Origin of the sequence: Pseudomonas baetica (genome assembly GCF_002813455.1) — a bacterium.
Lineage (GTDB): Bacteria > Pseudomonadota > Gammaproteobacteria > Pseudomonadales > Pseudomonadaceae > Aquipseudomonas > Aquipseudomonas baetica.
In genome coordinates, this window is sequence record NZ_PHHE01000001.1 from 1,195,200 (window position 1) to 1,218,587 (window position 23,388).

The window sequence follows — 23,388 nt, forward strand, 5'->3', positions numbered from 1 at the left end:
TCTCGTACTGCGCAAAATATGCCTTATGCGTGCAGGGTTTCTGCCGCGTAGAGGGTGTTTTCCAGCAGGCAGGCACGGGTCATCGGGCCGACGCCGCCCGGAACTGGAGTGATCCAGCCGGCGCGAGGCAGGGCGGTTTCGTACACGACGTCACCGACCAGTTTGCCGTCTTCCTGACGGTTGATGCCGACGTCGATCACGATCGCGCCTTCCTTGATCCACTCGCCTTTGACCAGGCCAGGCTTGCCGGCGGCCACGACCACCAGATCGGCGCGACCCACATGGCCAGCCAGATCCTTGGTGAAGCGGTGGGTGACTGTCACGGTGCAGCCGGCCAGCAACAGTTCCATTGCCATTGGGCGACCAACGATGTTGGAGGCGCCAACGACAACGGCGTCCATCCCGTAAAGATCAGCGCCGGTGCTTTCCAGCAAGGTCATGATGCCTTTAGGGGTGCATGGGCGCAGCAGCGGAATACGCTGGGCCAGACGGCCGACGTTATAAGGGTGGAAGCCATCGACGTCTTTGTCCGGGCGGATACGCTCCAGCAGTTTGGAGGCGTCCAGGTGCTCGGGCAGTGGCAGTTGCAGCAGGATGCCGTCGATTGCCGGATCGTCGTTAAGACGATCGATCAGGTCGGTCAGCGCTTGCTGAGTGGTTTCGGAGGGCAGGTCGTAGGCTTGAGAGAGGAAACCGACCTCTTCACAGTCTTTACGCTTGTGCGAGACATAAACCTGAGAGGCAGGATCGCTGCCGACCAGGATCACCGCGAGGCCGGGAGTGCGCAGGCCTTGCTGGCGACGCTCGGCAACTCGTTTGGCGATCTGCTGGCGCAGGCTGGCGGCGATCGATTTGCCGTCGATTAGTTGTGCAGTCATTGCGCGTGATTAACCATCGAGAGGGGAAAAAAAGAGAACGCATTCTCGCATGTCAGGCGGTGAGGGCAAAGGCGCTTGGTCAGCAAATTCCCCTAACTCCTTTAATTAAATGAATTTTTTTCAAAAAGGATTTGACGACCTTGGGAGCGCTCTATACTATTCGTCGCACTTGTCGGGCACAGCCTAGCACTGGTTAAGAAGGTGAAGCGGAATTAAGGTTCTGCAACGCTGGAAAGCACTTAGTTTGTAGTCCTTTAAGAGTACAGATTAATAAGGCGCCCGTAGCTCAGCTGGATAGAGCATCCGCCTTCTAAGCGGATGGTCGCAGGTTCGAGTCCTGCCGGGTGCGCCATTAGGCAGCTTTGGCACAAGTAGCGCGATATGGTGGGCGTAGCTCAGTTGGTAGAGCACGGGATTGTGACTCCCGTTGTCGTGGGTTCGATCCCCATCGTCCACCCCATATTTCGAAAGGCGCCAGATGTAACAGTCTGGCGCCTTTGCTTTAAAAGCTTCATCTGCGGATGTGGTGGAATTGGTAGACACACTGGATTTAGGTTCCAGCGCCGCGAGGCGTAAGAGTTCGAGTCTCTTCATCCGCACCAATTAAAGCTTCATTCATGCCTTTTGGCCTGGTGGGGTTCAACAAAGAAGACATTTGGCTTTTTTGTTACGCAATATGGTGGGCGTAGCTCAGTTGGTAGAGCACGGGATTGTGACTCCCGTTGTCGTGGGTTCGATCCCCATCGTCCACCCCATATTTCGAAAGGCGCCAGATTTAACAGTCTGGCGCCTTTTTTGTTTTAGCGGTTTGGAAACCCGGTGATTACCGGTTTCAGGCTGCAGGGCAGGGCGTTTCGTCGTATTTATGTTGCTCGATGATGCTGTGCTGCTCGCCGGGCTTGCTTGCAAGGTCGGCCGTCAGGGAGTTATGGGTCATCTCTTCTATATATAGAAGAGATTGGCGCAGAGCCTTGGCGTGATTGGTTGTATTCGCCTGTGGGGCGCGACGCATCCGTGTGTCGGTCCTTATAAATTGCCTGCTGTTTTTTTACCCGTTTTCAGTAGGGTGACTTCTTGAGTTTGACCCACTAGAATGCATGCCCTTGATTCTGGGGTCGGAAACGGCCGGCTAACGTCTGTGCAACGAGGAATATCCATGCAAGTTTCTGTTGAAAATACTACTGCTCTCGAGCGCCGCATGAGCGTCACCGTGCCGGCTGAGCGCATCGAGACTCAGGTCAACAAGCGTCTGCAGCAGACTGCCCAAAAGGCCAAGATTGCTGGCTTCCGTCCAGGCAAAGTGCCAATGAGCGAAATCAAGCGTCGTTTCGGTGCTGACGCTCGTCAGGAAGCTGTTGGTGATGTCATCCAGTCCTCCTTCTACGAAGCCGTGGTTGAGCAAAAGTTGAACCCGGCCGGTTCGCCGTCGATCGAGCCTAAGTCGCTCGAAGCTGGCAAGGATCTGGAATACGTTGCCGTATTCGAAGTGTTCCCTGAGTTCACCGTTGCCGGCTTCGAAGGCATCACCGTTGAGCGCCTGAGCGCTGACGTGGCTGACGCTGATCTGGACAAAATGCTGGACATCCTGCGCAAGCAGAACACCCGTTTTGAAGTGGCCGATCGTGCTGCCCAGAACGAAGATCAGCTGAACATCGATTTCGTTGGCAAGGTCGACGGCGAAGTGTTCGCTGGCGGTTCCGCCAAGGGTACTCAGCTGGTGCTGGGTTCCGGCCGCATGATCCCGGGCTTCGAAGAAGGCCTGGTTGGCGCTAAGGCCGGCGAAGAGCGCGTTCTGAACCTGACTTTCCCAGAGGACTATCAGAACCTGGACCTGGCTGGCAAAACCGCTGAGTTCACCGTCACTGTCAACACCGTTTCCGAGCCAAAACTGCCTGAGCTGAACGAAGAGTTCTTCGCTCAATTCGGCATCAAGGAAAGCGGCATCGACGGTTTCCGCACCGAGGTTCGCAAGAACATGGAGCGTGAACTGCGTCAGGCGATCAAATCCAAGGTCAAGAATCAGGTCATGGACGGTCTGCTGGCCACCAACCCGATCGAAGTGCCTAAGGCTCTGCTGTCCAACGAAGTTGACCGTCTGCGCGTGCAGGCTGTTCAGCAGTTCGGTGGCAACATCAAGCCAGACCAACTGCCGGCCGAGCTGTTCGAAGAACAAGCCAAGCGCCGCGTCGTGCTGGGTCTGATCGTGGCTGAAGTGGTCAAGCAGTTCGACCTCAAGCCTGACGAAGCCCGCGTTCGTGAAATGATTCAGGAAATGGCTTCGGCTTACCAAGAGCCTGAGCAGGTTGTGTCCTGGTACTACAAGAACGACCAGCAACTGAACGAAGTCCGTTCGGTTGTGCTGGAAGAACAAGTTGTGGATACTGTTCTGCAGAAAGCTAGCGTGACCGACAAATCGGTCTCTTACGAAGAAGCAGTCAAGCCGGTAGAAGCTCCAAAAGCCGACTGATCGTTTTTGCGTTAAGAAGTGCTCACATAAGCCAGCTCTCGAGCTGGCTTATGCGTATTCAAGACATAACTATTTGGGAGTGACTGCAGAGCATGTTCCGTAATTCGTATATTCAGCAGAACTCTGATATCCAGGCCGCAGGCGGCCTGGTTCCGATGGTTGTCGAGCAATCTGCTCGTGGCGAACGCGCCTATGACATCTACTCGCGCCTGCTCAAGGAGCGAGTGATTTTTCTGGTTGGTCCGGTAGAGGACTACATGGCCAACCTGATTTGCGCGCAACTGCTGTTCCTTGAAGCGGAAAACCCGGACAAGGACATCCATCTCTATATCAACTCCCCGGGCGGTTCGGTGACAGCAGGCATGTCGATCTACGACACCATGCAGTTCATCAAACCCAACGTATCGACTACCTGCATCGGCCAGGCATGCAGCATGGGCGCGTTCTTGTTGACCGCCGGTGCTCCAGGCAAGCGTTTCTGCCTGCCGAACTCGCGCGTGATGATTCACCAGCCACTGGGTGGTTTCCAGGGTCAGGCATCGGATATCGAAATCCATGCCAAGGAAATCCTCTTCATTCGCGAGCGCCTGAACACGCTGATGGCCAAGCACAGCGGTCGTACCCTTGAAGAAATCGAGCGCGATACCAACCGCGATAACTTCATGAGTGCAGAAGCTGCGAAGGAATACGGCTTGATCGACGAAGTGATCAATCAGCGCCCAGCTTAAAATAAGCAACTCAAAATAGGCTTGGTCGGCGCGTCTGATCAGTGGCGGGCTTGAAAAAGCCCGCAATAGCCTTCATCTTGTGTTGCAAGCCTATCGGATTTGGATCGAACGAATGACTGACACCCGCAACGGCGAGGACAACGGCAAGCTGCTCTATTGCTCCTTCTGTGGCAAAAGCCAGCATGAAGTGCGCAAATTGATTGCCGGCCCCTCGGTCTTTATCTGCGACGAGTGCGTCGACCTGTGCAATGACATCATCCGTGAGGAGGTGCAGGAAGCCCAGGCCGAAAGCAGCGCGCATAAATTGCCTTCGCCTAAAGAAATCAGCGGCATCCTTGATCAGTATGTGATTGGTCAGGAGCGTGCGAAAAAGGTTTTGGCCGTAGCGGTGTACAACCACTACAAGCGCCTGAACCAGCGTGACAAAAAGGCTGACGACGTCGAACTCGGCAAGAGCAACATCCTGCTGATCGGCCCGACAGGCTCTGGCAAGACCCTGCTGGCCGAAACACTGGCCCGCCTGCTGAACGTTCCGTTCACCATCGCCGACGCAACCACCCTCACCGAGGCCGGTTACGTAGGTGAAGATGTCGAGAACATCATTCAGAAGCTGCTGCAGAAGTGCGATTACGACGTAGAGAAGGCCCAGATGGGTATTGTCTACATCGACGAAATCGACAAGATTTCCCGCAAGTCCGACAACCCGTCGATCACCCGTGACGTTTCTGGTGAAGGCGTGCAGCAGGCCTTGCTCAAGTTGATCGAAGGCACGGTCGCTTCCGTACCGCCGCAAGGTGGCCGCAAGCATCCGCAGCAGGAGTTCCTGCAGGTCGACACCCGTAACATCCTGTTCATCTGCGGTGGTGCGTTCTCGGGTCTCGAGAAGGTCATCCAGAACCGTTCCACCAAAGGTGGCATCGGTTTCAACGCAGAAGTGCGCAGCAAGGAAGAAGGCAAGAAGGTTGGTGAGTCCCTGCGTGAAGTCGAGCCTGACGATCTGGTCAAGTTCGGTCTGATCCCGGAGTTCGTCGGTCGTCTGCCTGTCCTCGCGACGCTGGACGAGCTGGATGAGGCTGCGCTGATGCAGATCCTCACCGAGCCGAAAAATGCTCTGACCAAACAGTATGCCAAGCTGTTCGAGATGGAAGGCGTGGATCTGGAGTTCCGCTCAGACGCGCTGAAATCGGTCGCCAAGCGTGCCCTGGAGCGTAAAACCGGTGCCCGTGGCCTGCGTTCGATTCTCGAAGGTGTGCTGCTCGACACGATGTACGAAATCCCCTCGCAGTCCGAGGTGAGCAAAGTCGTCATCGATGAGAGTGTGATTGAAGGCAAGTCCAAGCCACTGTATATCTACGAGAACAGTGAGCCGACGGCCAAGGCAGCGCCGGACGCTTAAGCGTCCACTCTGCCGGAATAAAGAAGGGGCCTTCGGGTAATGCCGATCAGTTAAGCCCTTTTGCTTGACCTTTGGCCGCAAGAAATCAAAATCCGATGCCTGAATAGGCATCGGATTTTTTTATGCGTCTGGCTCGGGCACTGGAACTCACCCACAACTTCGTCTCGACTCCCAACTCCCTCGAAGGGTTGGACTCGTTGCTTGATCCATCTCTGGTCGAACAGGCATTGGAGCAGGCCGGTGTAGCCACTTTGCGCAGGCGACGCTTACCTTTGGAAATGATGCTTTGGTGCGTCATCTCCATGGCGTTTTTTCGACGCATGTCGGCGTGGGATGTGGTCAGTCGCATGAACATCATGCTGCCTGGGCAACGTCCGCTGGTCGCGCCCAGCGCCGTAGTCCAAGCCCGTCAGCGGCTGGGCAGCGAGGCCGTACGACAAGTCTTCGATCTGACTCAGAAAAGCTGGCATGAAGCGGCCAGTCATCCGACCTGGGCCGGGTTGCGCTTGCTGGGTGTCGACGGCGTCGTCTGGCGTACGCCCGATACACCGGAAAACCGTGCGCGTTACGACTCCGCCAGCAACCAGCATGGCGATACTGGTTTTCCTCAGGTGCGCATGGTTTGCCAAATGGAATTGACCAGTCACTTACTGATTGGCAGCGCGTTTGACGGCTATCGCAGCAACGAGATGAAACTGGCGGAGCAACTGATCGAAACCACCCCCGATCACTCGCTGACGCTGTTCGATCGCGGCTTTTATTCCTTGGGGTTGCTGCATCAATGGCAGCAAGCAGGCATCGAGCGACATTGGTTGATGCCGCTGAAAAAAGGCTCGCAGTACGAAGTGCTTCAGCGTTTGGGGCGCCACGATGCTGTGGTCTCGTTGAGTACTTCGCCGCAGGCCCGCAAGCAATGGCCTGGATTGCCGGAGCGCCTGACTGCGCGGCTTCTGAGCAAAACCGTCAAGGGCAAGGTTTGTCAGATACTGACGTCGATGGCCGACTCATTACGCTTCCCGTCCGACGAAATCGTCGATCTCTACAGCCAGCGATGGGAGATCGAGTTAGGGTTTAGAGAAATGAAGCAGACCCTGCTGAACAGCAGCTATACGCTGCGCAGCAAGACGCCCGAAATGATTGAGCAGGAACTGTGGGGCGTGTTGTTGGGCTACAACCTGTTGCGTTATCAGATGGTGGAGATGAGCCGCCATTGTCCAGGCATCCATCCATGCGAACTGAGCTTCACCGCGTGCACTTGGGCGATCTTGGGGTTTATCAACGGCGTTTCTGCGGATCGTTCGGGGAACATCCCCAAATATCTCGCAGAGTTGCATGCCTCAGCCCCGCATTATGTCCTGCCACATCGACGCGAGGAGCGCATTTATCCTCGGGCAATCAGGCTCAAATCGCCGAAGTATCCGATCAAAAACAAAAATGCCAGTCAGCTTAACTGACTGGCATTAGGGCCTTCGGGCCTCTTTTTTTTTATGTCATTTTTTACATCCGCTTTGTGCTTGTTTTTTTTCAAGGCAGCCCCCATCTTGGTTTCAAGCTTAATTCCATCTGATTACGGCCATATGGCCGCCGTAGAGGCGAAATCATGAAGACAACCATCGAATTGCCTCTCCTGCCATTGCGTGATGTTGTGGTTTATCCGCACATGGTTATCCCGCTGTTCGTGGGGCGCGAGAAATCCATCGAAGCCCTCGAGGCAGCGATGACGGGTGACAAGCAGATCCTGCTGCTGGCCCAGAGAAACCCGGCTGACGATGATCCCGGTGAAGACGCTCTCTATCGCGTAGGTACCATCGCAACTGTGCTGCAACTGCTCAAGTTGCCCGACGGCACCGTCAAGGTGCTGGTCGAGGGTGAGCAGCGCGGTACCGTTGAGCGCTTCAGCGAAGTCGACGGCCACTGCCGTGCCGAAGTCTCCTTGATCGAAGAAGTCGACGCTGCCGAGCGCGAGTCCGAAGTGTTCGTGCGAACGCTGCTGTCGCAGTTCGAACAATATGTGCAGTTGGGCAAGAAAGTCCCGGCTGAAGTCCTGTCATCGCTCAACAGCATTGATGAGCCGGGCCGCCTGGTCGATACCATGGCCGCGCACATGGCGCTGAAAATCGAGCAGAAACAGGAAATCCTCGAAATCATCGATTTGTCGGCGCGGGTCGAGCATGTTCTGGCATTGCTGGACGCCGAGATCGACCTGCTGCAAGTCGAAAAACGCATTCGCGGTCGCGTCAAAAAACAAATGGAGCGCAGCCAGCGCGAGTACTACCTGAATGAGCAGATGAAGGCCATTCAGAAAGAGCTGGGTGACGGTGACGAAGGTCACAACGAAATCGAAGAGCTGAAAAAGCGCATCGATGCTGCCGGCCTGCCGAAAGATGCACTGACCAAAGCCACCGCAGAGTTGAACAAGCTCAAGCAAATGTCACCGATGTCCGCCGAAGCCACGGTAGTGCGCTCCTACATCGACTGGCTGGTGCAAGTACCGTGGAAGGCACAGAGCAAAGTGCGCCTGGATCTGGCCCGTGCGGAAGACATTCTCGATGCCGATCACTATGGTCTGGAAGAGGTCAAGGAGCGTATCCTTGAGTACCTCGCCGTGCAGAAGCGCGTGAAGAAAATCCGTGGCCCGGTGTTGTGCCTGGTGGGTCCTCCGGGCGTGGGTAAAACCTCGCTGGCTGAGTCGATTGCCCATGCGACCAACCGCAAGTTCGTGCGCATGGCCCTCGGTGGCGTGCGTGATGAAGCGGAAATTCGTGGTCACCGCCGGACTTACATCGGTTCGATGCCGGGAAGATTGATTCAAAAGATGACAAAGGTGGGCGTGCGCAACCCGCTGTTCCTGCTCGACGAAATCGACAAAATGGGCAGCGACATGCGTGGCGACCCGGCGTCGGCGTTGCTTGAAGTGCTCGATCCTGAGCAAAACCACAACTTCAACGATCACTATCTGGAAGTCGATTACGACCTTTCCGATGTGATGTTCCTGTGCACCTCCAACTCGATGAACATTCCGCCGGCGCTGCTCGACCGGATGGAAGTCATCCGTCTGCCGGGTTACACCGAAGACGAAAAGATCAACATCGCGGTCAAATACCTGTCGCCAAAACAGATCGCCGCCAATGGTCTGAAGAAAGGCGAGCTGGAATTCGACGAAGAAGCGATCCGCGACATCATCCGTTACTACACCCGTGAAGCCGGTGTTCGTGGCCTCGAACGGCAGATCGCCAAGGTCTGCCGCAAGGCGGTCAAAGAACACGCGCTGGAAAAACGCTTCTCGGTGAAAGTGACAGCTGACTTGCTGGAGCACTTCCTCGGCGTGCGCAAGTTCCGCTACGGTCTGGCTGAGCAACAGGATCAGATCGGTCAAGTGACCGGACTCGCCTGGACTCAGGTTGGCGGCGAACTGTTGACCATCGAAGCCGCTGTTGTGCCGGGCAAGGGTCAGTTGATAAAGACCGGTTCGCTGGGTGATGTAATGGTCGAATCGATCACTGCCGCCCTGACTGTGGTACGCAGTCGCGCGAAGAGTCTGGGCATTCCTCTGGACTTCCACGAGAAGCGCGACACGCATATCCATATGCCGGAAGGCGCGACTCCGAAAGACGGTCCTAGCGCCGGTGTAGGGATGTGCACCGCGCTGGTGTCGGCGTTGACCGGCATTCCGGTACGCGCCGATGTCGCCATGACCGGCGAAATCACTCTGCGTGGTCAGGTGCTGGCAATTGGCGGTTTGAAGGAAAAACTGCTGGCGGCGCATCGCGGCGGAATCAAGATTGTGATTATTCCGGAAGAGAACGTGCGTGATTTGAAGGAGATTCCTGACAATATCAAGCAGGATCTTCAGATTAAACCGGTTAAATGGATTGACGAGGTCCTGCAAATTGCGCTGCAATACGCGCCGGAGCCCTTGCCGGATGTGGCTCCGGAGATAGTTGCCAAGGACGAAAAGCGCGAGTCTGACTCTAAGGAAAGAATTAGCACGCATTAATACGTTTTTGCCTGGGGGGCTTCCTTGACAGCTTTTTAGAGCCCTTGTTATAAAGCGGCTCTTAAGTGTCTGTAGGCCATTCAGCACTCGTTTTTGCTTTCACCAAAAAACTTAGAATCATCTCAAAATAGATATAAGGGGACTTAGAGTGAACAAGTCGGAACTGATTGATGCTATCGCTGCATCCGCTGATATCCCGAAAGCTGCCGCTGGCCGTGCGCTGGACGCTGTAATCGAATCCGTCACTGGCGCTCTCAAGGCTGGCGACTCCGTAGTTCTGGTCGGTTTCGGTACTTTCTCCGTGACTGATCGTCCGGCTCGTACCGGTCGTAACCCTCAGACCGGCAAGTCTCTGGAAATCCCGGCTGCCAAGAAGCCAGGTTTCAAAGCCGGTAAAGCACTGAAAGAAGCTGTTAACTAAGTTTTCAGGTTTTTACCCATCCGGGTCGGGGTCATGCCTGACTTGGCAGCGGAGCGGTAGAGCAGGTCGCTGAAACAGCTGCCTGTAACGCCGGGATCGAGGGTTCGAGCCCTGTCCGCTCCGCCAGTTACGAGAAGGCGCATCCTCGGATGCGCCTTTCTTCTATCCGGATTCTACCCACGCTCCACGGTTGCCTAAATTGAAGTTCAACCGTTTCTGGGGGACGCATGCTGCAGAATATCAGGGACAATTCACAAGGCTGGATTGCCAAGACCATTATCGGGGCCATCATTTTGCTGATGGCTTTGACCGGTTTCGACGCCATTTTCCAGGCCGCCACTCACAAGAATGAGGTGGCCAAGGTCAATGGTGAAGAAATCAGCCTGAACGAGCTGAGCCAGGCCGTTGATATGCAACGCCGTCAGCTGATGCAACAGCTGGGCAAAGATTTCGACGCTTCCTTGCTCGATGAAAAAATGCTCCGCGAATCGGCCCTCAAGGGTCTGATTGATCGCAAGCTGCTGCTGCAAGGCGCTGAACAATCGAAATTTGCTTTCTCCGAAGGCGCTTTGGATCAGGTGATCCTGCAGACGCCTGAGTTTCAGGTTGATGGCAAGTTCAGCTCCGAGCGTTTCGACCAGGTGATCCGTCAACTGGGTTACAGCCGTATGCAATTCCGCCAGATGCTGGCTCAGGAAATGCTGATCGGCCAATTGCGCGCCGGTGTAGCGGGCAGCGGTTTTGTCACCGACGCCGAAGTGCTGGCATTCGCCCGTCTGGAAAAACAGACCCGCGATTTCGCGACCTTGAACGTCAAGGCCGACCCGGCGGCGGTCAAGCTGACCGATGATGAGGTCAAGGCTTACTACGACGAGCACGCCAAGGAATTCATGACCCCTGATCAAGTGGTCATCGATTACCTGGAACTGAAGAAGGCTTCGTTCTTCGATCAGGTCGCCGTCAAGGACGAAGACTTGCAAGCGGCGTATCAGAAAGAGATCGCCAACCTGTCGGAACAGCGTCGTGCGGCGCACATTCTGATCGAAGTGAACGACAAGACGACCGAAGCTCAGGCCAAGGCGAAGATCGAAGAAGTGCAGGCGCGTCTGGCCAAGGGCGAGAAGTTTGAAGCGCTGGCCAAAGAGTTTTCGCAAGACCCGGGTTCGGCCAACAACGGCGGTGACCTCGGTTATGCAGGTCCTGGTGTCTACGACCCAGCCTTCGAAAAAGCCCTGTACTCGCTGGCTAAAGATCAGGTTTCCGAACCGGTTCGCACCGACTTCGGTTACCACCTGATCAAGCTGCTGGGTGTTGAAGCGCCTGAAGTGCCAACCCTGGCCAGCCTGAAGGACAAGCTGACCCGCGAGCTGAAAGCGGCGCAGGTCGAGCAGCGTTTCGTTGAAGCGACCAAGCAACTGGAAGACTCCGCGTTCGAAGCGTCTGACCTGGCTCAGCCTGCGTCGGATCTGAAACTGACCGTGCACACCTCCAAGCCGTTCGGCCGTGAAGGTGGCGAAGGTGTTGCGGCCAACCGTGCCGTGGTCACTGCTGCGTTCAGCACTGAAGTGATCGATGAGGGGGCCAACAGCACCGCCATCGAGCTGGATCCGGAAACCGTGATCGTGCTGCGTTCCAAGGAGCACTTGAAACCTGCGCAACTGCCTCTGGAAAGTGTGAGTGCGGCCATCCGCACCCAACTGACCAAAGAGCACGCCAGCGCGGCTGCCAAGACCAAGGCCGAGAAGCTGATTGCTGATCTGCGCGATGGCAAGGCGCCGCTGGACAAGGCTGTTGATGGCCAGAGCTGGAAAGCCACACAAGCGGCCACCCGTGGTCAGGAAGGTGTTGATCCGGCGGTACTGCAGGCGCTGTTCCGTATGCCCAAGCCGGCAGCCAAGGACAAACCGACGTTCAGCAGCGTTACGCTGTCGGACGGTAGCCTGATGATCGTGCGTTTGAACGGCATCAATGAGGCGGCTGCGCCGACCGAGGAAGAGAAGGTTCAGTACCGTCGCTTCCTGGCGTCCCGTGAAGGGCAGCAGGACTTTGCGGCTTATCGCAAGCAGCTGGAGGCACAGGCAGACATCAAGAAGTTCTGATGGTTGACTGAGCTTTACTACGAGAGCCCCGGCCAATTGGTCGGGGCTTTTTTGTGGGCGCGATCCAGCCTTCTGGGCATGGGTCGGGATCGCCTTTGGATCATCCCGCTCGCGGAAATCCATGATGTCGGGCGTTTACAGCTGCGTACAAGGTCGAGACCAGCAGCGCTGCAACAATCCATGGGAAGTGTCCAACCCCCACGCTGTCCAGCAACAGCCCACCCGCCAGTCCACCTCCGGCGATGCCGACATTCCACAAGGTGACCAGCATGGATTGCGCGGTGTCGGCGGCGTCTTTTGCGGTTTTTGCCGAGGCGGTTTGCAGCAGCGATGGCATGGCGCCGAAGGCCAGTCCCCATATTGCCGTGGCGATGTAGATCACGTTCGGCGATTCGCGCCACAGGCCGAGCGCTATGGCCGAAAGCATGAACAGCAGCGTGCTGATGATGACCAGTTCGCGCAGCCAGCGATCTATCAGGCTGCCGACGACCCACAGACTCAGCACGGAGGCCACGCCGAACATGAGCAATACGAGGTCGATATCACTGGCAAGTCCTGAGGGTTGCAGGAACGGTGCGATGTAGGTGTACAGAAGGTTGTGTGCGACCACGTAGGACAAGGTCACGAACAACACCGATCGTACGCCTGGCAGGGTAAAGACCTGACGCAGCGGCAAGCGGTTGCCTGCGCGATCACCCGGAAAGTCAGGCACTTGCCAGCGTACCCAGATGACCAGCAGTACGGTTAACGCGGTCATGATCGCGAAGCTCAGGCGCCAGCCGATCAGGGTGCCGAGCAAGGTGCCTGCCGGGATTCCCAGTGACAGCGCAATCGGTGCACCCAGCATGGCCACGGTGATAGCACGGCCTTGCAGGTGCGGCGCGACCATTCGGCTTGCGTACCCGGCGAGCAGGGCCCAGAGCAGGCCGGCGAATACACCGGCGATAAATCGTGCAATCAGGGTTAGCCAGTACAGGTCTGAAACGGCGGTGATGCTGTTGGCGATGGCAAACCCGGAGATGGCGGATAGCAGCAGCGGGCGGCGACGCCAGGTGCGGGTAGCGATGGTCAGCGGTATGGCGGCCAGTATCGAACCGATGGCATACAACGTGACCAGTTGCCCGATCAGCGCCTGAGAGACGCCCAGGCCGTCGCTCATCTGCGGTAGCAGGCCGGCGGGCATGGCTTCGGTCATTACCGTGATGAAACCGGCGGTTGCCAGGGCCAGCAGTGCTGCGAGGGGGAGGCGTTCGCGGGTTGCAAGCGGGGGGGGGAGTGGGGGGCAGGTGAGTGGTGCGTCGTTCATGAGCCAGCATCCTTGTGCAGAGTTGACGAGGCACACAGGTTAGAGCGCTGCACATTCAGGAAAAACAGGTTATGGTTCCGAACATATCGGACATGGAAGTCGTCAATGGAGTGTTGGTATGGATAGCCTTGGCAGTATTTCGGTGTTTGTTCAGGTTGCCGAAACGCGCAGTTTTACCGAGGCGGGTCGGCTGCTGGGAGTATCGTCCTCGGCGGTGGGCAAAAGTATTGCCCGGCTGGAAGCACGGCTCGGCGTACGGCTGTTTCATCGCACCACTCGCAGTATCGCGCTCACCAGCGAAGGTGCGCTGTTTCTTGAGCGTTGCCGCAAGATCCTCGCCGAGGTTGAGGCGGCGGAGTTTGAGTTGTGTGACGCCGCTGCAAAACCCCATGGCAAGTTGCGGATCAGTCTGCCGCAGGTGCATGGGTTGGTGATGCCGGTCATGAACGAGTTCATGGCCCTGTATCCGCAGATCGAGCTGGACCTGGATCTGACTGATCGCATGGTCGATGTGGTCGAAGAGGGCTTCGATGCGGTTATCCGAACCGGTACACCGCGTGACTCGCGACTGATGGCACGACCGTTGGGTAAGTTTTACATGGTGCTGGTGGCCAGTCCCGCCTATCTGCGCGAGCGCGGTGTGCCGCAAACGCCCGGCGATCTTGCTGACCACGCCTGTCTGCGCCACACCTTCCATGCCACCGGAAAACTGGAGCCCTGGCCTTTGCGGCGGGAGCCGTTTACCGCGGAGCCATTATTGCCGGCGCGGCTTGTCAGCACGTCCATCGAGGCCGTCAGTCATGCGGCATTGGCCGGTATGGGCATTGCCTGCCTGCCGGACTTCATGACGCATGACGCGGTCGCTGAAGGGCGCCTGCAGCGGGTACTGGATGGGTATCTGGAACATACCGGTCAATTCTGGGTGTTATGGCCCTCGAGCCGCCACGCGACGGTGAAGTTGCGGGTTTTCATCGATCATTTATCGGCGCGACTTTTTCCCGACACTGAAGGTCGATAGCGTTGTAACTGTTTCAAGACACTAATCCATACGCCGCGGGGCCGCGATCTGTTGCACAATACGCCCCGGACTGTTTTCCCTCAGGATGTTCAATGTTGATTTCCACTCCCCTGCGTGTTGTCGGGTTGGCGCTGTTGTTGACCGCTGTTGCCGGTTGTTCGAAAGACAAGCCGATGTATGAGCATGAGAACTTCGATGACTCCGGTACGTTCTCGCGCAATTATCCAGTGACCGACTCGGTCAGCTGTGAAGCGGCCCGTCGCGCATTGCTCAGTCAGGGTTACATCATCACCAGCAGCGACCCGAAAGTGATCAGCGGCCACAAAAGTTTCCAGCAGACCGGCGATACTCACATGGAGATCAGCTTCAACGTGGTCTGCGCCGATGACGGCACTGCCGGGCACCATGCCACGATGTTCGTCAACGCCCTGCAGGATCGGTACGCGCTGAAGAAGACCAACAACTCGGCCAGCCTGGGTGTTGGTGTGCTGGGTTCGGTGTCGATGCCGATCGGCTCCTCCGACGACTCGATGGTCAAGGTTGCCAGCGAGACGGTGACGGCGCAAAAGTTCTATGAGCGCTTCTTTGCGCTGGTCGAGCAGTTCCTGCCGGCAGAAACCAAAAAAGCGGCGCATATCGAAGAGAAGCCGAAGACCGATCTTGGCATGCCTGAGCCGAAAGCGGCTCCGGCAAACCTGACGCCTGCTGCAGAGCCCGCTCCCGCCCCGGCGGTCACCGCACCTGCACCTGTCGAGACCGCTCCGGTGACCTCAGAGCCGGTAGCGCCACCCGCGGAATCGACGCCGATCACGCCTGCACCGAGTGCAGAACCTGCGCCGGCCACGGAAGTCATCACGCCACCGGCCAATCCGACGGACATCCCGCCGCCGTCCGAGCCGATTCCGGCGATGCCTGCCTCCGGCCAATAATCCAGAGACCCAATCCCCGTGTGGGAGCGAGCCTGCTCGCGAAGGCGTCAGTCCATCCGATATTGAGGTGGTTGAAAGAACGCTTTCGCGAGCAGGCTCGCTCCCACATTGATTTGTGTCTGATCAAAACATCTTCTTACGAAAAATCCCCGCGATAAATTCCTGACCGCCTGCTACGTTTTATCCATGAAGGCCGGATTTCATTTTTCCTTCACACGGGCACGTTATGCTCGGGACAAATCGAAGAGAGCAGTAGGGGGATTACGCAATGGATGACTATCAAGAAGAACTGCTCGAGTACCAGGCGTATGAACTGGATCAACCAGAGCCGGCCGAAGACGCCACCGAGCTTTAAAACCTCAGGCGGTTTTGCGATGGCTGCGGCGGAATTCGCCGGGTGTCTGTCCGCTCCAGCGTTTGAAGGCTCGCTGGAATGCTTCGGCTGAGGCAAAGCCCAGCAGGTAGGCGATTTCGCCGAACGCCAGTTCGGTGTCGCGGATGTAAGTCATCGCCAGGTCACGTCGAGTGTCATTGAGGATCGCGCGAAATTGCGTGCCTTCCTCGGCCAGTTTGCGCCGCAATGTCCAGGTTGGCAGCTTCAGGCGTGCCGCCACTTCTTCCAGGTCGGGTTCCCGGCCCCCATTCAATAGCGGTCCGAGCAACTGCGTGATGCGTTCGCGCAGGCTGCGGGTGCGGGTCAGTTGCTCCAGTTCCCGTTCACACAACTGGAGTAAATGCTTCCAGGTGCTTGGGCAATGTTCGGGATTGCGCTGCGCCAGGCTGCTCAGGCTCAGGCGCAGTTGATTGCGCTCGGCGCCAAACTGGATCGGGCTGTCACCCAGCACGCTGTAAGCATCGCGGTAATCGGGTGCGTCGAATTCGATTTCAATGCGCTCGGCCTTGAGCGGTTCGCGGCTGACGCTGGACAACTGATGCAGCCAACCGGCGATGATCGAGTCCACTACAAAGCGGTTATAGGCGTTATACGGGCTGATCGAGTAGAAGCGCAGCCAGGCGCCGTTGGTGTCCTCATGGAAACTCGACTGGCCACGGTAGTTGGAGCCGTAGAGGGGCTCGAAACGGATCAGGCAACGAGCCGCTTCACGCACGGTGGGTGCCTGTGATGCGGTGACGCCGGCCAGCCCCGCTTGACTCAGGCGACTGAGCAGACCCATGCGCAGGCCCAGCGCCGGATCAGCCGTCAGTTGAATCGCGCCATGGCCCAAACGCATATAACGCGGAATCGACAGCCGGGCCCCTGCCTCGGTCAGTCGGGCGGCGTCCAGACCATATTGTTCCAGCAACGGTTGCGGATCGCTGTCATGACTGCGCACGGCATCGGCGAGGCTATCGACGAAGCCCACCGACAGATCCCCGAGGCGCATCGGCAACGGCTTCATGGCTTACAACCAGATATTCAGCAAGCGCGCGCCACGGGCATCGCCATCGGCGAACTGTTGACCGTTGCTGCTGAGGAAACTTTGCCCCGAACCGGGCTTGTCCCAGAATTGCCCACGCAGGAATACACTCATGCCGGCAATCGCCCGACTGCTCGGCGGTTGCGCGGTCAGCGTCAGGCGATGCCAGGCCTGGCCCTCGCTGATTTCACCGGGTTTCAGGCTGACTGAACTCGGTGTACTGGAACCTTTGTAGCCCCCCCACGGTTTATTCCACACCCCGTGGCCGACCACGAACGCCGGCACGGCGACCAGTTGTGCGCCTTGTTCGTCGAGTTTTCGATAGTTGTCCGGATACCAGCTGTCGCTGCCGATCAGCACGCCAAGGCGCCCGGCCGGTGTGTCGACCACGTTGATCGCGTGCTCATCTTCGGCTTCGATCACGTCACGCTGTTCGAAGATCGGATGCATCTGCCGCTGTGGTTGACCGAGCGGCAAGCCATCACGGCCGAACACCACGCTGCTGTTGAACAGCGAACCGCTGCCGGGTTTGAGCTGGCCATCACGGATGCTCGGCTCGGGCAGCACGATGGAACCCGCCACCAGCGTGACGTGAAACTCCTTGGCCAGTCCGCCGAACAGCGCCTGATAATCCTTGGCCATGGCTTTGGATTTCATACGCAGATGGGCGTCATCCAGGCGGCTGCTGCCTTTTGCGCCGAGCCAGGCACGGGCAAAGAGCAGCGGATTGCTGGCTGCCAGCCAGTTCATCGCTTCGGCCAGAGTCGGGGCCTGATACAACTCGTCTTTCTCGCCGCTGATCATCAGCCAGGTGCCGACATGTTCCGGCAACACCACCACGGTTTTGTCATTCAACAAGCCCTGATCCTGCGCTTGCTGCAAATACGCGGCGAGTTTGCGGTGCAGGCGTTCGGAGCTTTGATAGTCGGTGGGAAACAGTTCTGGCTGGATGCCGAGCAGATTGCCCCGGTCGCCGGGCGTGCCTTCATCAACCGCGAGTTTGATACGCAGGTCCGACAGATAATGCCCCGCCGGCCGGTCCGCCGCCCACATGGCGTAGGTGGTGAGGGCAGCCACGATGGCCATGGAAAAAAACAGGTACAAAAGTTTGCGCATGAAAACCAACAACGACCGGGTACAGGGTGTGATGCCTAGGGTAGGGCCCATGGTCTTGCTTGCCAAGGGGCGCTGCGCATTTTGATCATTAAGTTGTCAGTTACGGTCATTGAGTGACAGCGATGCGACTCTTAGTCTGTCGAGCATGACTGACGGGGGACACAGAGCTCCCGCATTTTCCGTGATCGCTCGTTGTGGAGTTACCGATGACCGCCGCTCATTACCCGCACCTGTTGGCCCCGCTGGACCTGGGATTCACCACACTGCGCAACCGCACCCTGATGGGCTCGATGCACACCGGCCTTGAAGAGAAACCAGGTGGTTTCGAGCGCATGGCGGCGTACTTCGCTGAGCGTGCCCGTGGCGGTGTCGGCCTGATGGTCACCGGCGGTATCGGCCCGAACGACGAGGGCGGTGTGTATTCCGGCGCGGCCAAACTGACCACCGAGGAAGAAGCGCTCAAGCACCGCATCGTCACCCGTGCAGTACATGAGGCGGGCGGCAAGATCTGCATGCAGATTCTTCACGCCGGGCGTTATGCCTATAGTCCGAAACAGGTAGCGCCAAGCGCGATTCAGGCGCCGATCAACCCGTTCAAGCCCAAAGAGCTGGACGAGGAAGGCATCGAGAAGCAGATCAGCGATTTCGTTACCTGCTCGGTGCTGGCACAAACCGCCGGGTATGACGGCGTCGAGATCATGGGCTCGGAAGGGTATTTCATTAACCAGTTCCTTGCCGCGCACACCAACCACCGCACTGACCGCTGGGGTGGCAGCTACGAAAACCGTATGCGCCTGCCGGTGGAAATCGTGCGCCGCGTCCGTGAAGCCGTGGGTCCGAACTTCATCATCATCTTCCGCCTGTCGATGCTCGATCTGGTCGAGGGCGGTAGCTCTTGGGAAGAGATCGTCACCCTGGCCAAAGCCATCGAGCAGGCCGGTGCGACCATCATCAACACCGGCATCGGCTGGCACGAAGCGCGAATTCCGACCATCGCCACCAAGGTGCCGCGTGCGGCGTTCAGCAAGGTCACGGCAAAACTGCGTGGGTCGGTGAGTATTCCGCTGATCACCACCAACCGCATCAACACTCCGGAAATCGCCGAGCAGATTCTGGCTGAGGGCGATGCCGACATGGTCTCGATGGCGCGGCCGTTCCTTGCCGACCCGGACTTCGTCAACAAGGCTGCTGAAGGTCGTGCCGACGAAATCAATACCTGCATCGGCTGCAACCAGGCGTGCCTCGACCATACCTTCGGCGGCAAGCTCACCAGTTGCCTGGTCAACCCACGCGCCTGTCACGAAACCGAACTCAACTACCTGCCGGTGCAGCAGATCAAGAAAATCGCCGTGGTCGGCGCCGGGCCTGCCGGGTTGTCCGCTGCCACTGTGGCCGCCGAGCGTGGGCATCAGGTGACCTTGTTCGATTCGGCCAGCGAAATCGGTGGCCAGTTCAACATCGCCAAGCGCGTGCCGGGCAAGGAAGAGTTTTTCGAGACCCTGCGTTACTTCAACCGCAAGTTGCAGACCACTAACGTCGAGGTGTGCCTGAACACCCGCGTCGACGTGGCGAAACTGGTTGAAGGCGGCTATGACGAAATCATCCTTGCCACCGGCATTGCGCCGCGTCTGCCGGCGATTGCGGGCGTCGACAACGCCAAAGTGCTGAGCTATCTGGACGTGATCCTCGAACGCAAACCGGTTGGCAAGCGTGTGGCGGTGATCGGCGCCGGCGGTATCGGTTTCGACGTCTCGGAATTCCTCGTCCATGAAGGCGTGGCCACCAGTCTGGATCGCGCCGCGTTCTGGAAAGAGTGGGGCATTGATACTCAACTGGAGGCTCGCGGTGGTGTGGCTGGAATCAAAGCTGAGCCGCACGCGCCGGCCCGTGAAGTGTTTCTGCTGCAACGCAAGAAAACCAAAGTGGGCGACGGCCTGGGCAAAACCACTGGCTGGATTCACCGTACCGGTTTGAAGAACAAGCAAGTGCAGATGCTCAACAGCGTCGAATACCTGAGCATTGACGACGAAGGCCTGCACATCCGCATCGGCGAAACCGGCGAGCCGCAGCTGCTGGCGGTGGACAACATTGTGATCTGCGCAGGACAGGATCCGCTGCGGGAACTGCAGGACGGGCTGGTCGCAGCCGGGCAGAACGTCCACCTGATCGGCGGCGCGGATGTGGCGGCGGAGCTGGATGCCAAACGTGCAATCAACCAGGGCTCGCGTCTGGCTGCTGAATTGTAAGCACCACGGTATCCCCCTGTGGGAGCGAGCCTGCTCGCGAAGGCGTTGTGTCAGTCAACATTTGCATTGACTGACAATTTACTTTCGCGAGCAGGCTCGCTCCCACAAGGGCACTGTTTTTGGCTGTTAAGATGGCGGTTCATGTTTCGGAACTGCCATTCATGCTTTTCCCTTCCTGCGACTGGCTTCCCCAAGCCCCTCTCAACCTTCTTCATCTGGACTGGCTCACCAACGCCGGCATCGAAGTGGCGATCCTGCGCCTTGATCAGATCGACCCGCTGATCAGCGGCAACAAGTGGTTCAAACTCATCGAACACCTGAAAGCTGCCGACCGTGCCGGCGCTGAAGGCATCATCAGCCTTGGCGGGGCGCATTCCAATCACCTGCATGCTTTAGCCGCGGCGGGCAAGCGTCTCGGGTTCAAGACCGTGGGACTGCTGCGCGGCCATCCGCAGGAAACGCCCACGGTGAAGGATCTGCAAGCATTCGGCATGCAGCTGCATTGGCTGGGTTATGGCGGCTATCGGGCGCGGCATGAGCCGGGTTTCTGGCTGCCGTGGCAGGCGCAATATCCGACGCTGCAGGCGGTACCGGAGGGCGGCGGCGGACTGCCCGGGGCCCTGGGTTGCGCAGCGCTCAAGGTGCAGGTCGATGCGCAATTGAGCGATCTGGGCTGGAGCGATTACCACGGCTGGTGGCTGGCTTGCGGTACGGGGACGACCTTGGCCGGGCTGGCCCTTGCCGAGGCCGGCGCGCATCCGGTGTACGGCGCGTTGGCTGTGCCTGACGATCACGGCGTGGCGTCGCAGGTCGAGGCGATCATTCGCGAAGCAGGGCTGGCCACGGTGGATTACGAACTGATCGACGCCAGCCGGGGTGGTTTTGCGAAGGTCGATCCCGCGTTGCTCGGGTTTATCGACAGCACCGAACAAGCCAGTGCAGTGCCGCTGGAGCCGTTGTACACCGGCAAGGCGTTACTGGCGCTCAAGCAGCAGGTCGACGCGGGCCTGTTCGCCAGCGGCACGCGACTGATCTTCGTGCATACCGGCGGTTTGCAGGGGCGGCGCGGGTTTGCGGCCACCCCGTGAGCGTCAGCCGCGTTTGGGCATCATCCGCAGCAACGTGTTATCGCGCACCACGTAATGATGATAAATCCCTGCCAGCGCATGCAGCCCGATCAGCCAGTAACCCGCCGTGGCGATCAGCACATGCCAGCCTTCTACCTGTTTGGCGAACGCCTTGTCCTCGCTCACTAACAACGGCAGATCAAAGCCATAGAACATCACCTGATGGCCCTCGGCGCTGGTGATCAGCCAGCCGAGAATCGGCATGCTGATCATGAACAGGTATAACGCCCAGTGCATCAGCCGCGCCAGCAGGGTTTGCCACTGCGGCGAGGCCGGGAAGATTTTTGGCGCCGGGCCGACGCTGCGGGCCAGCAGGCGAAACCACACCAATACGAATACGGTCAGGCCGAGCATGTAGTGGGCTTCTTTGATCAGCGTGCGCCCACCGCTACCTTTGGGGAAGATACCGCGAAATTCCATGCTGGCGTACACCAGCACCAACAACACCAGCATCAACCAGTGCAGCAGAACCGATACGGTGCTGTAGCGAGATTCGGAACTTGTCCACGGCATACGGTGTTTCCTCACAGATCAGGGTCGAAACGGGCCGTTCTTGGCGACGGCATGCTTTAACTGTAAACCCAAAGGCTTGTTTTTGCCTTGAGCGGTGTTTTTATTTTTTGAGTGCTGTGAGTTGTATATTTTTGGACGTGAGGTATCGGGTTGGAGCGTTTATTAAGTTTGTATTAATTTGTTGTGGGCGGTCTTTTGAGTTGGGGGGTGGTGTAACGGCTTGTTGTTTATATTCTGTAGTTTACTTTGGCTTGAGTGGTTTTGGTGGTCTGGTTATTGTGTGGACAGGTCCTGGGGTGTTGTAGGTTCTCAAGGAATTTTAATGTCGTTTAATTATATATTTAATCAGGTGTACTAATGTTTTCTAAAAAAAATCAGAACGCATATATTGTAAAAAGGGGGGGTGTCAGAAATTTTGTGTTCGGGCATAACATGAGTAAGAGGTGCATGTATGCCAACCAAAAAGAAACCCCTGCGTGACCTACCAAAAATCCCCAAGGAGCTGCTCGAAGAGTTCGGTGAGGGGCTGATTACCGCAGAGGCTATTGAAGACGCTTCTGCGGCCTTCAAGAAGGCCTTGATTGAGCGAGCATTGAGTGCCGAGCTCGGTCACCACCTGGGGTATCCGCCGGGCGCGCAGCGCCCAGAGGATGAAACCAACCAGCGCAATGGCAAAACGGGCAAGACGATTTTGACGGGGGATGGCCCGCTGCGGCTGGAGATTCCCCGTGATCGGGATGGCAGTTTTGCCCCCATTCTGATCCCCAAGCATGAGCGGCGTTACACCGGTTTTGATGACAAGATCATCGCCATGTATGCCCGAGGCATGACCGTTCGAGAAATCCGCGCTTTCCTCTCTGAGCAATACGGGACGGACGTTTCCCATGACTTCATCAGCTCAGTCACGCACGAGGTGATGGAGGAAATTGGTGCGTGGCAACAGCGACCGCTTGAGCCGATGTACCCAGTCATTTTCTTCGATGCGCTGCGGGTCAAGATCCGAGAAGAAGGCCTTGTCCGCAACAAGGCGATTTACTTGGCGCTGGGTGTTTTACCCGATGGAACGCGCGATATTCTTGGTATCTGGATCGAAAACACCGAGGGTGCGAAGTTCTGGATGAAGGTCTTCAACGACCTCAAGACCCGCGGCGTAGAGGACGTGCTGATCGCCGTGACTGACGGTCTCAAAGGCATGCCAGAGGCGCTAAGCGCAGTATTTCCGGCAACAACGCTGCAAACATGCATCGTCCACTTGATCCGCAACAGCCTCGATTACGCGGCGTGGGACAAGCGCCGTGAGCTGGCCAAGGCGCTAAAACCGATCTATCAAGCCATCAACGCAGAAGCGGCTGAGGAAGCACTGGATGCCTTTGAAAATGGCCCTTGGGGTAAGCAATACCCAACGGTGGTGGCGGCCTGGAGACGAGCCTGGGATCGAGTGATTCCATTTTTTGTCTTCCCGCCTGCCATTCGAAAAGTGATCTATACGACCAACGCTATCGAAAGCATCAACGCTCAGCTACGCAAGATCATCAAGACCCGGGGCCACTTCCCGACGGATGACGCAGCGACCAAGCTGATCTGGCTTGGGCTGCGTAACATCACGGCAAACTGGGGCTCGGCGGCTCATGACTGGAAGAGTGCGATGAACCAATTTGCGATTCTGTACGGAGATCGATTTATCAGGCCGACCTGGTAAAACCCGGCCTGCCTGACGGCAGGCCATTAC

At 57.6% G+C, this 23,388-nt stretch carries 18 protein-coding genes and 4 tRNA genes; 16 read left to right on the forward strand and 6 right to left on the reverse strand.

Translation table 11 applies throughout. The features are described from left to right. Positions 1-23: 23 nt before the first annotated feature. Positions 24-878 (reverse strand): bifunctional methylenetetrahydrofolate dehydrogenase/methenyltetrahydrofolate cyclohydrolase FolD, encoded by an 855-nt coding sequence (gene folD, locus ATI02_RS05405; RefSeq protein ID WP_095189943.1) that lies wholly within the window; start codon positions 876-878, stop codon positions 24-26. A 275-nt stretch (positions 879-1,153) separates the two neighbouring features. On the opposite strand from folD, the gene ATI02_RS05410 reads away from it, so the two are divergent. The 4 genes from ATI02_RS05410 (at position 1,154) to ATI02_RS05425 (ending at position 1,633) form a co-directional block, all read left to right on the forward strand. Further along, a tRNA-Arg gene (locus ATI02_RS05410) sits at positions 1,154-1,230 on the forward strand. Between the two features lie 32 nt (positions 1,231-1,262). Continuing rightward, positions 1,263-1,338 (forward strand) — tRNA-His (locus tag ATI02_RS05415). 57 nt (positions 1,339-1,395) lie between these two features. Then, a tRNA-Leu gene (locus ATI02_RS05420) sits at positions 1,396-1,480 on the forward strand. Between the two features lie 77 nt (positions 1,481-1,557). Further along, a tRNA-His gene (locus tag ATI02_RS05425) sits at positions 1,558-1,633 on the forward strand. A gap of 77 nt (positions 1,634-1,710) precedes the next feature. Here ATI02_RS05425 and ATI02_RS05430 read toward each other — a convergent pair. Beyond that, positions 1,711-1,890 carry a hypothetical protein gene (locus ATI02_RS05430; protein ID WP_100845673.1) on the reverse strand — a complete coding sequence of 60 codons (180 nt, stop codon included), beginning with the start codon at positions 1,888-1,890 and terminating at the stop codon, positions 1,711-1,713. A 144-nt stretch (positions 1,891-2,034) separates the two neighbouring features. Here ATI02_RS05430 and tig point away from each other — a divergent pair, with 144 nt between their 5' ends. The 7 genes from tig to ATI02_RS05465 all read left to right on the forward strand — a co-directional run bounded on the left by tig (position 2,035) and on the right by ATI02_RS05465 (position 11,986). Next, positions 2,035-3,345 carry a trigger factor gene (gene tig, locus ATI02_RS05435; RefSeq protein WP_095189941.1) on the forward strand — a complete coding sequence of 437 codons (1,311 nt, stop codon included), beginning with the start codon at positions 2,035-2,037 and terminating at the stop codon, positions 3,343-3,345. Between the two features lie 92 nt (positions 3,346-3,437). Next, positions 3,438-4,073 (forward strand): ATP-dependent Clp endopeptidase proteolytic subunit ClpP, encoded by a 636-nt coding sequence (gene clpP, locus ATI02_RS05440; RefSeq protein ID WP_007951559.1) that lies wholly within the window; start codon positions 3,438-3,440, stop codon positions 4,071-4,073. Positions 4,074-4,185: 112 nt separating this feature from the next. Next, positions 4,186-5,469 carry an ATP-dependent Clp protease ATP-binding subunit ClpX gene (gene clpX / locus ATI02_RS05445; protein ID WP_016775335.1) on the forward strand — a complete coding sequence of 428 codons (1,284 nt, stop codon included), beginning with the start codon at positions 4,186-4,188 and terminating at the stop codon, positions 5,467-5,469. Positions 5,470-5,591: 122 nt separating this feature from the next. Then, positions 5,592-6,923: an IS4 family transposase gene (locus ATI02_RS05450; protein ID WP_100845361.1), complete on the forward strand. Its 1,332-nt coding sequence runs from the start codon at positions 5,592-5,594 to the stop codon at positions 6,921-6,923. Positions 6,924-7,069: 146 nt separating this feature from the next. Then, positions 7,070-9,466 carry an endopeptidase La gene (gene lon, locus ATI02_RS05455; protein ID WP_100845674.1) on the forward strand — a complete coding sequence of 799 codons (2,397 nt, stop codon included), beginning with the start codon at positions 7,070-7,072 and terminating at the stop codon, positions 9,464-9,466. Positions 9,467-9,614: 148 nt separating this feature from the next. After that, positions 9,615-9,887 carry an HU family DNA-binding protein gene (locus ATI02_RS05460; RefSeq protein ID WP_016775333.1) on the forward strand — a complete coding sequence of 91 codons (273 nt, stop codon included), beginning with the start codon at positions 9,615-9,617 and terminating at the stop codon, positions 9,885-9,887. Between the two features lie 227 nt (positions 9,888-10,114). After that, positions 10,115-11,986 (forward strand): SurA N-terminal domain-containing protein, encoded by a 1,872-nt coding sequence (locus tag ATI02_RS05465; protein ID WP_100845675.1) that lies wholly within the window; start codon positions 10,115-10,117, stop codon positions 11,984-11,986. A gap of 100 nt (positions 11,987-12,086) precedes the next feature. On the opposite strand, the gene ATI02_RS05470 is transcribed toward ATI02_RS05465, so the two are convergent. Continuing rightward, positions 12,087-13,292 (reverse strand): MFS transporter, encoded by a 1,206-nt coding sequence (locus ATI02_RS05470; RefSeq protein WP_100845676.1) that lies wholly within the window; start codon positions 13,290-13,292, stop codon positions 12,087-12,089. Between the two features lie 118 nt (positions 13,293-13,410). Here ATI02_RS05470 and ATI02_RS05475 point away from each other — a divergent pair, with 118 nt between their 5' ends. Further along, positions 13,411-14,310: a LysR family transcriptional regulator gene (locus ATI02_RS05475; protein ID WP_100845677.1), complete on the forward strand. Its 900-nt coding sequence runs from the start codon at positions 13,411-13,413 to the stop codon at positions 14,308-14,310. Between the two features lie 92 nt (positions 14,311-14,402). After that, positions 14,403-15,239 (forward strand): DUF2242 domain-containing protein, encoded by an 837-nt coding sequence (locus ATI02_RS05480; RefSeq protein WP_100845678.1) that lies wholly within the window; start codon positions 14,403-14,405, stop codon positions 15,237-15,239. A 359-nt stretch (positions 15,240-15,598) separates the two neighbouring features. Here ATI02_RS05480 and ATI02_RS05485 read toward each other — a convergent pair whose 3' ends face one another. Together ATI02_RS05485 and ATI02_RS05490 are read right to left on the reverse strand one after the other, a co-directional pair. Further along, a complete protein-coding gene (locus ATI02_RS05485) occupies positions 15,599-16,639 on the reverse strand; it encodes an AraC family transcriptional regulator (RefSeq protein ID WP_100845679.1) in 1,041 nt (346 codons plus the stop codon). 3 nt (positions 16,640-16,642) lie between these two features. After that, complete coding sequence (locus ATI02_RS05490; protein ID WP_095189934.1) at positions 16,643-17,773, reverse strand: nitrilase-related carbon-nitrogen hydrolase; 1,131 nt, start codon at positions 17,771-17,773, stop codon at positions 16,643-16,645. 206 nt (positions 17,774-17,979) lie between these two features. Between ATI02_RS05490 and ATI02_RS05495 the strand changes: the two genes are divergently transcribed. Together ATI02_RS05495 and ATI02_RS05500 are read left to right on the forward strand one after the other, a co-directional pair. Further along, positions 17,980-20,019, forward strand: coding sequence for an NADPH-dependent 2,4-dienoyl-CoA reductase (locus ATI02_RS05495; protein WP_100845680.1), 2,040 nt, complete (start codon positions 17,980-17,982; stop codon positions 20,017-20,019). Positions 20,020-20,180: 161 nt separating this feature from the next. Then, positions 20,181-21,107, forward strand: a complete 927-nt coding sequence (locus ATI02_RS05500) for a 1-aminocyclopropane-1-carboxylate deaminase/D-cysteine desulfhydrase (RefSeq protein ID WP_100848430.1) — start codon at positions 20,181-20,183, stop codon at positions 21,105-21,107. A 3-nt stretch (positions 21,108-21,110) separates the two neighbouring features. On the opposite strand, the gene ATI02_RS05505 is transcribed toward ATI02_RS05500, so the two are convergent. Further along, the gene (locus ATI02_RS05505; protein WP_100845681.1) at positions 21,111-21,659 is read right to left on the reverse strand and encodes a cytochrome b; all 549 of its coding nucleotides are present in this window, start codon (positions 21,657-21,659) and stop codon (positions 21,111-21,113) included. A 451-nt stretch (positions 21,660-22,110) separates the two neighbouring features. Between ATI02_RS05505 and ATI02_RS05510 the strand changes: the two genes are divergently transcribed. After that, positions 22,111-23,358 carry an IS256 family transposase gene (locus tag ATI02_RS05510; RefSeq protein ID WP_095191982.1) on the forward strand — a complete coding sequence of 416 codons (1,248 nt, stop codon included), beginning with the start codon at positions 22,111-22,113 and terminating at the stop codon, positions 23,356-23,358. Positions 23,359-23,388 lie beyond the last annotated feature (30 nt).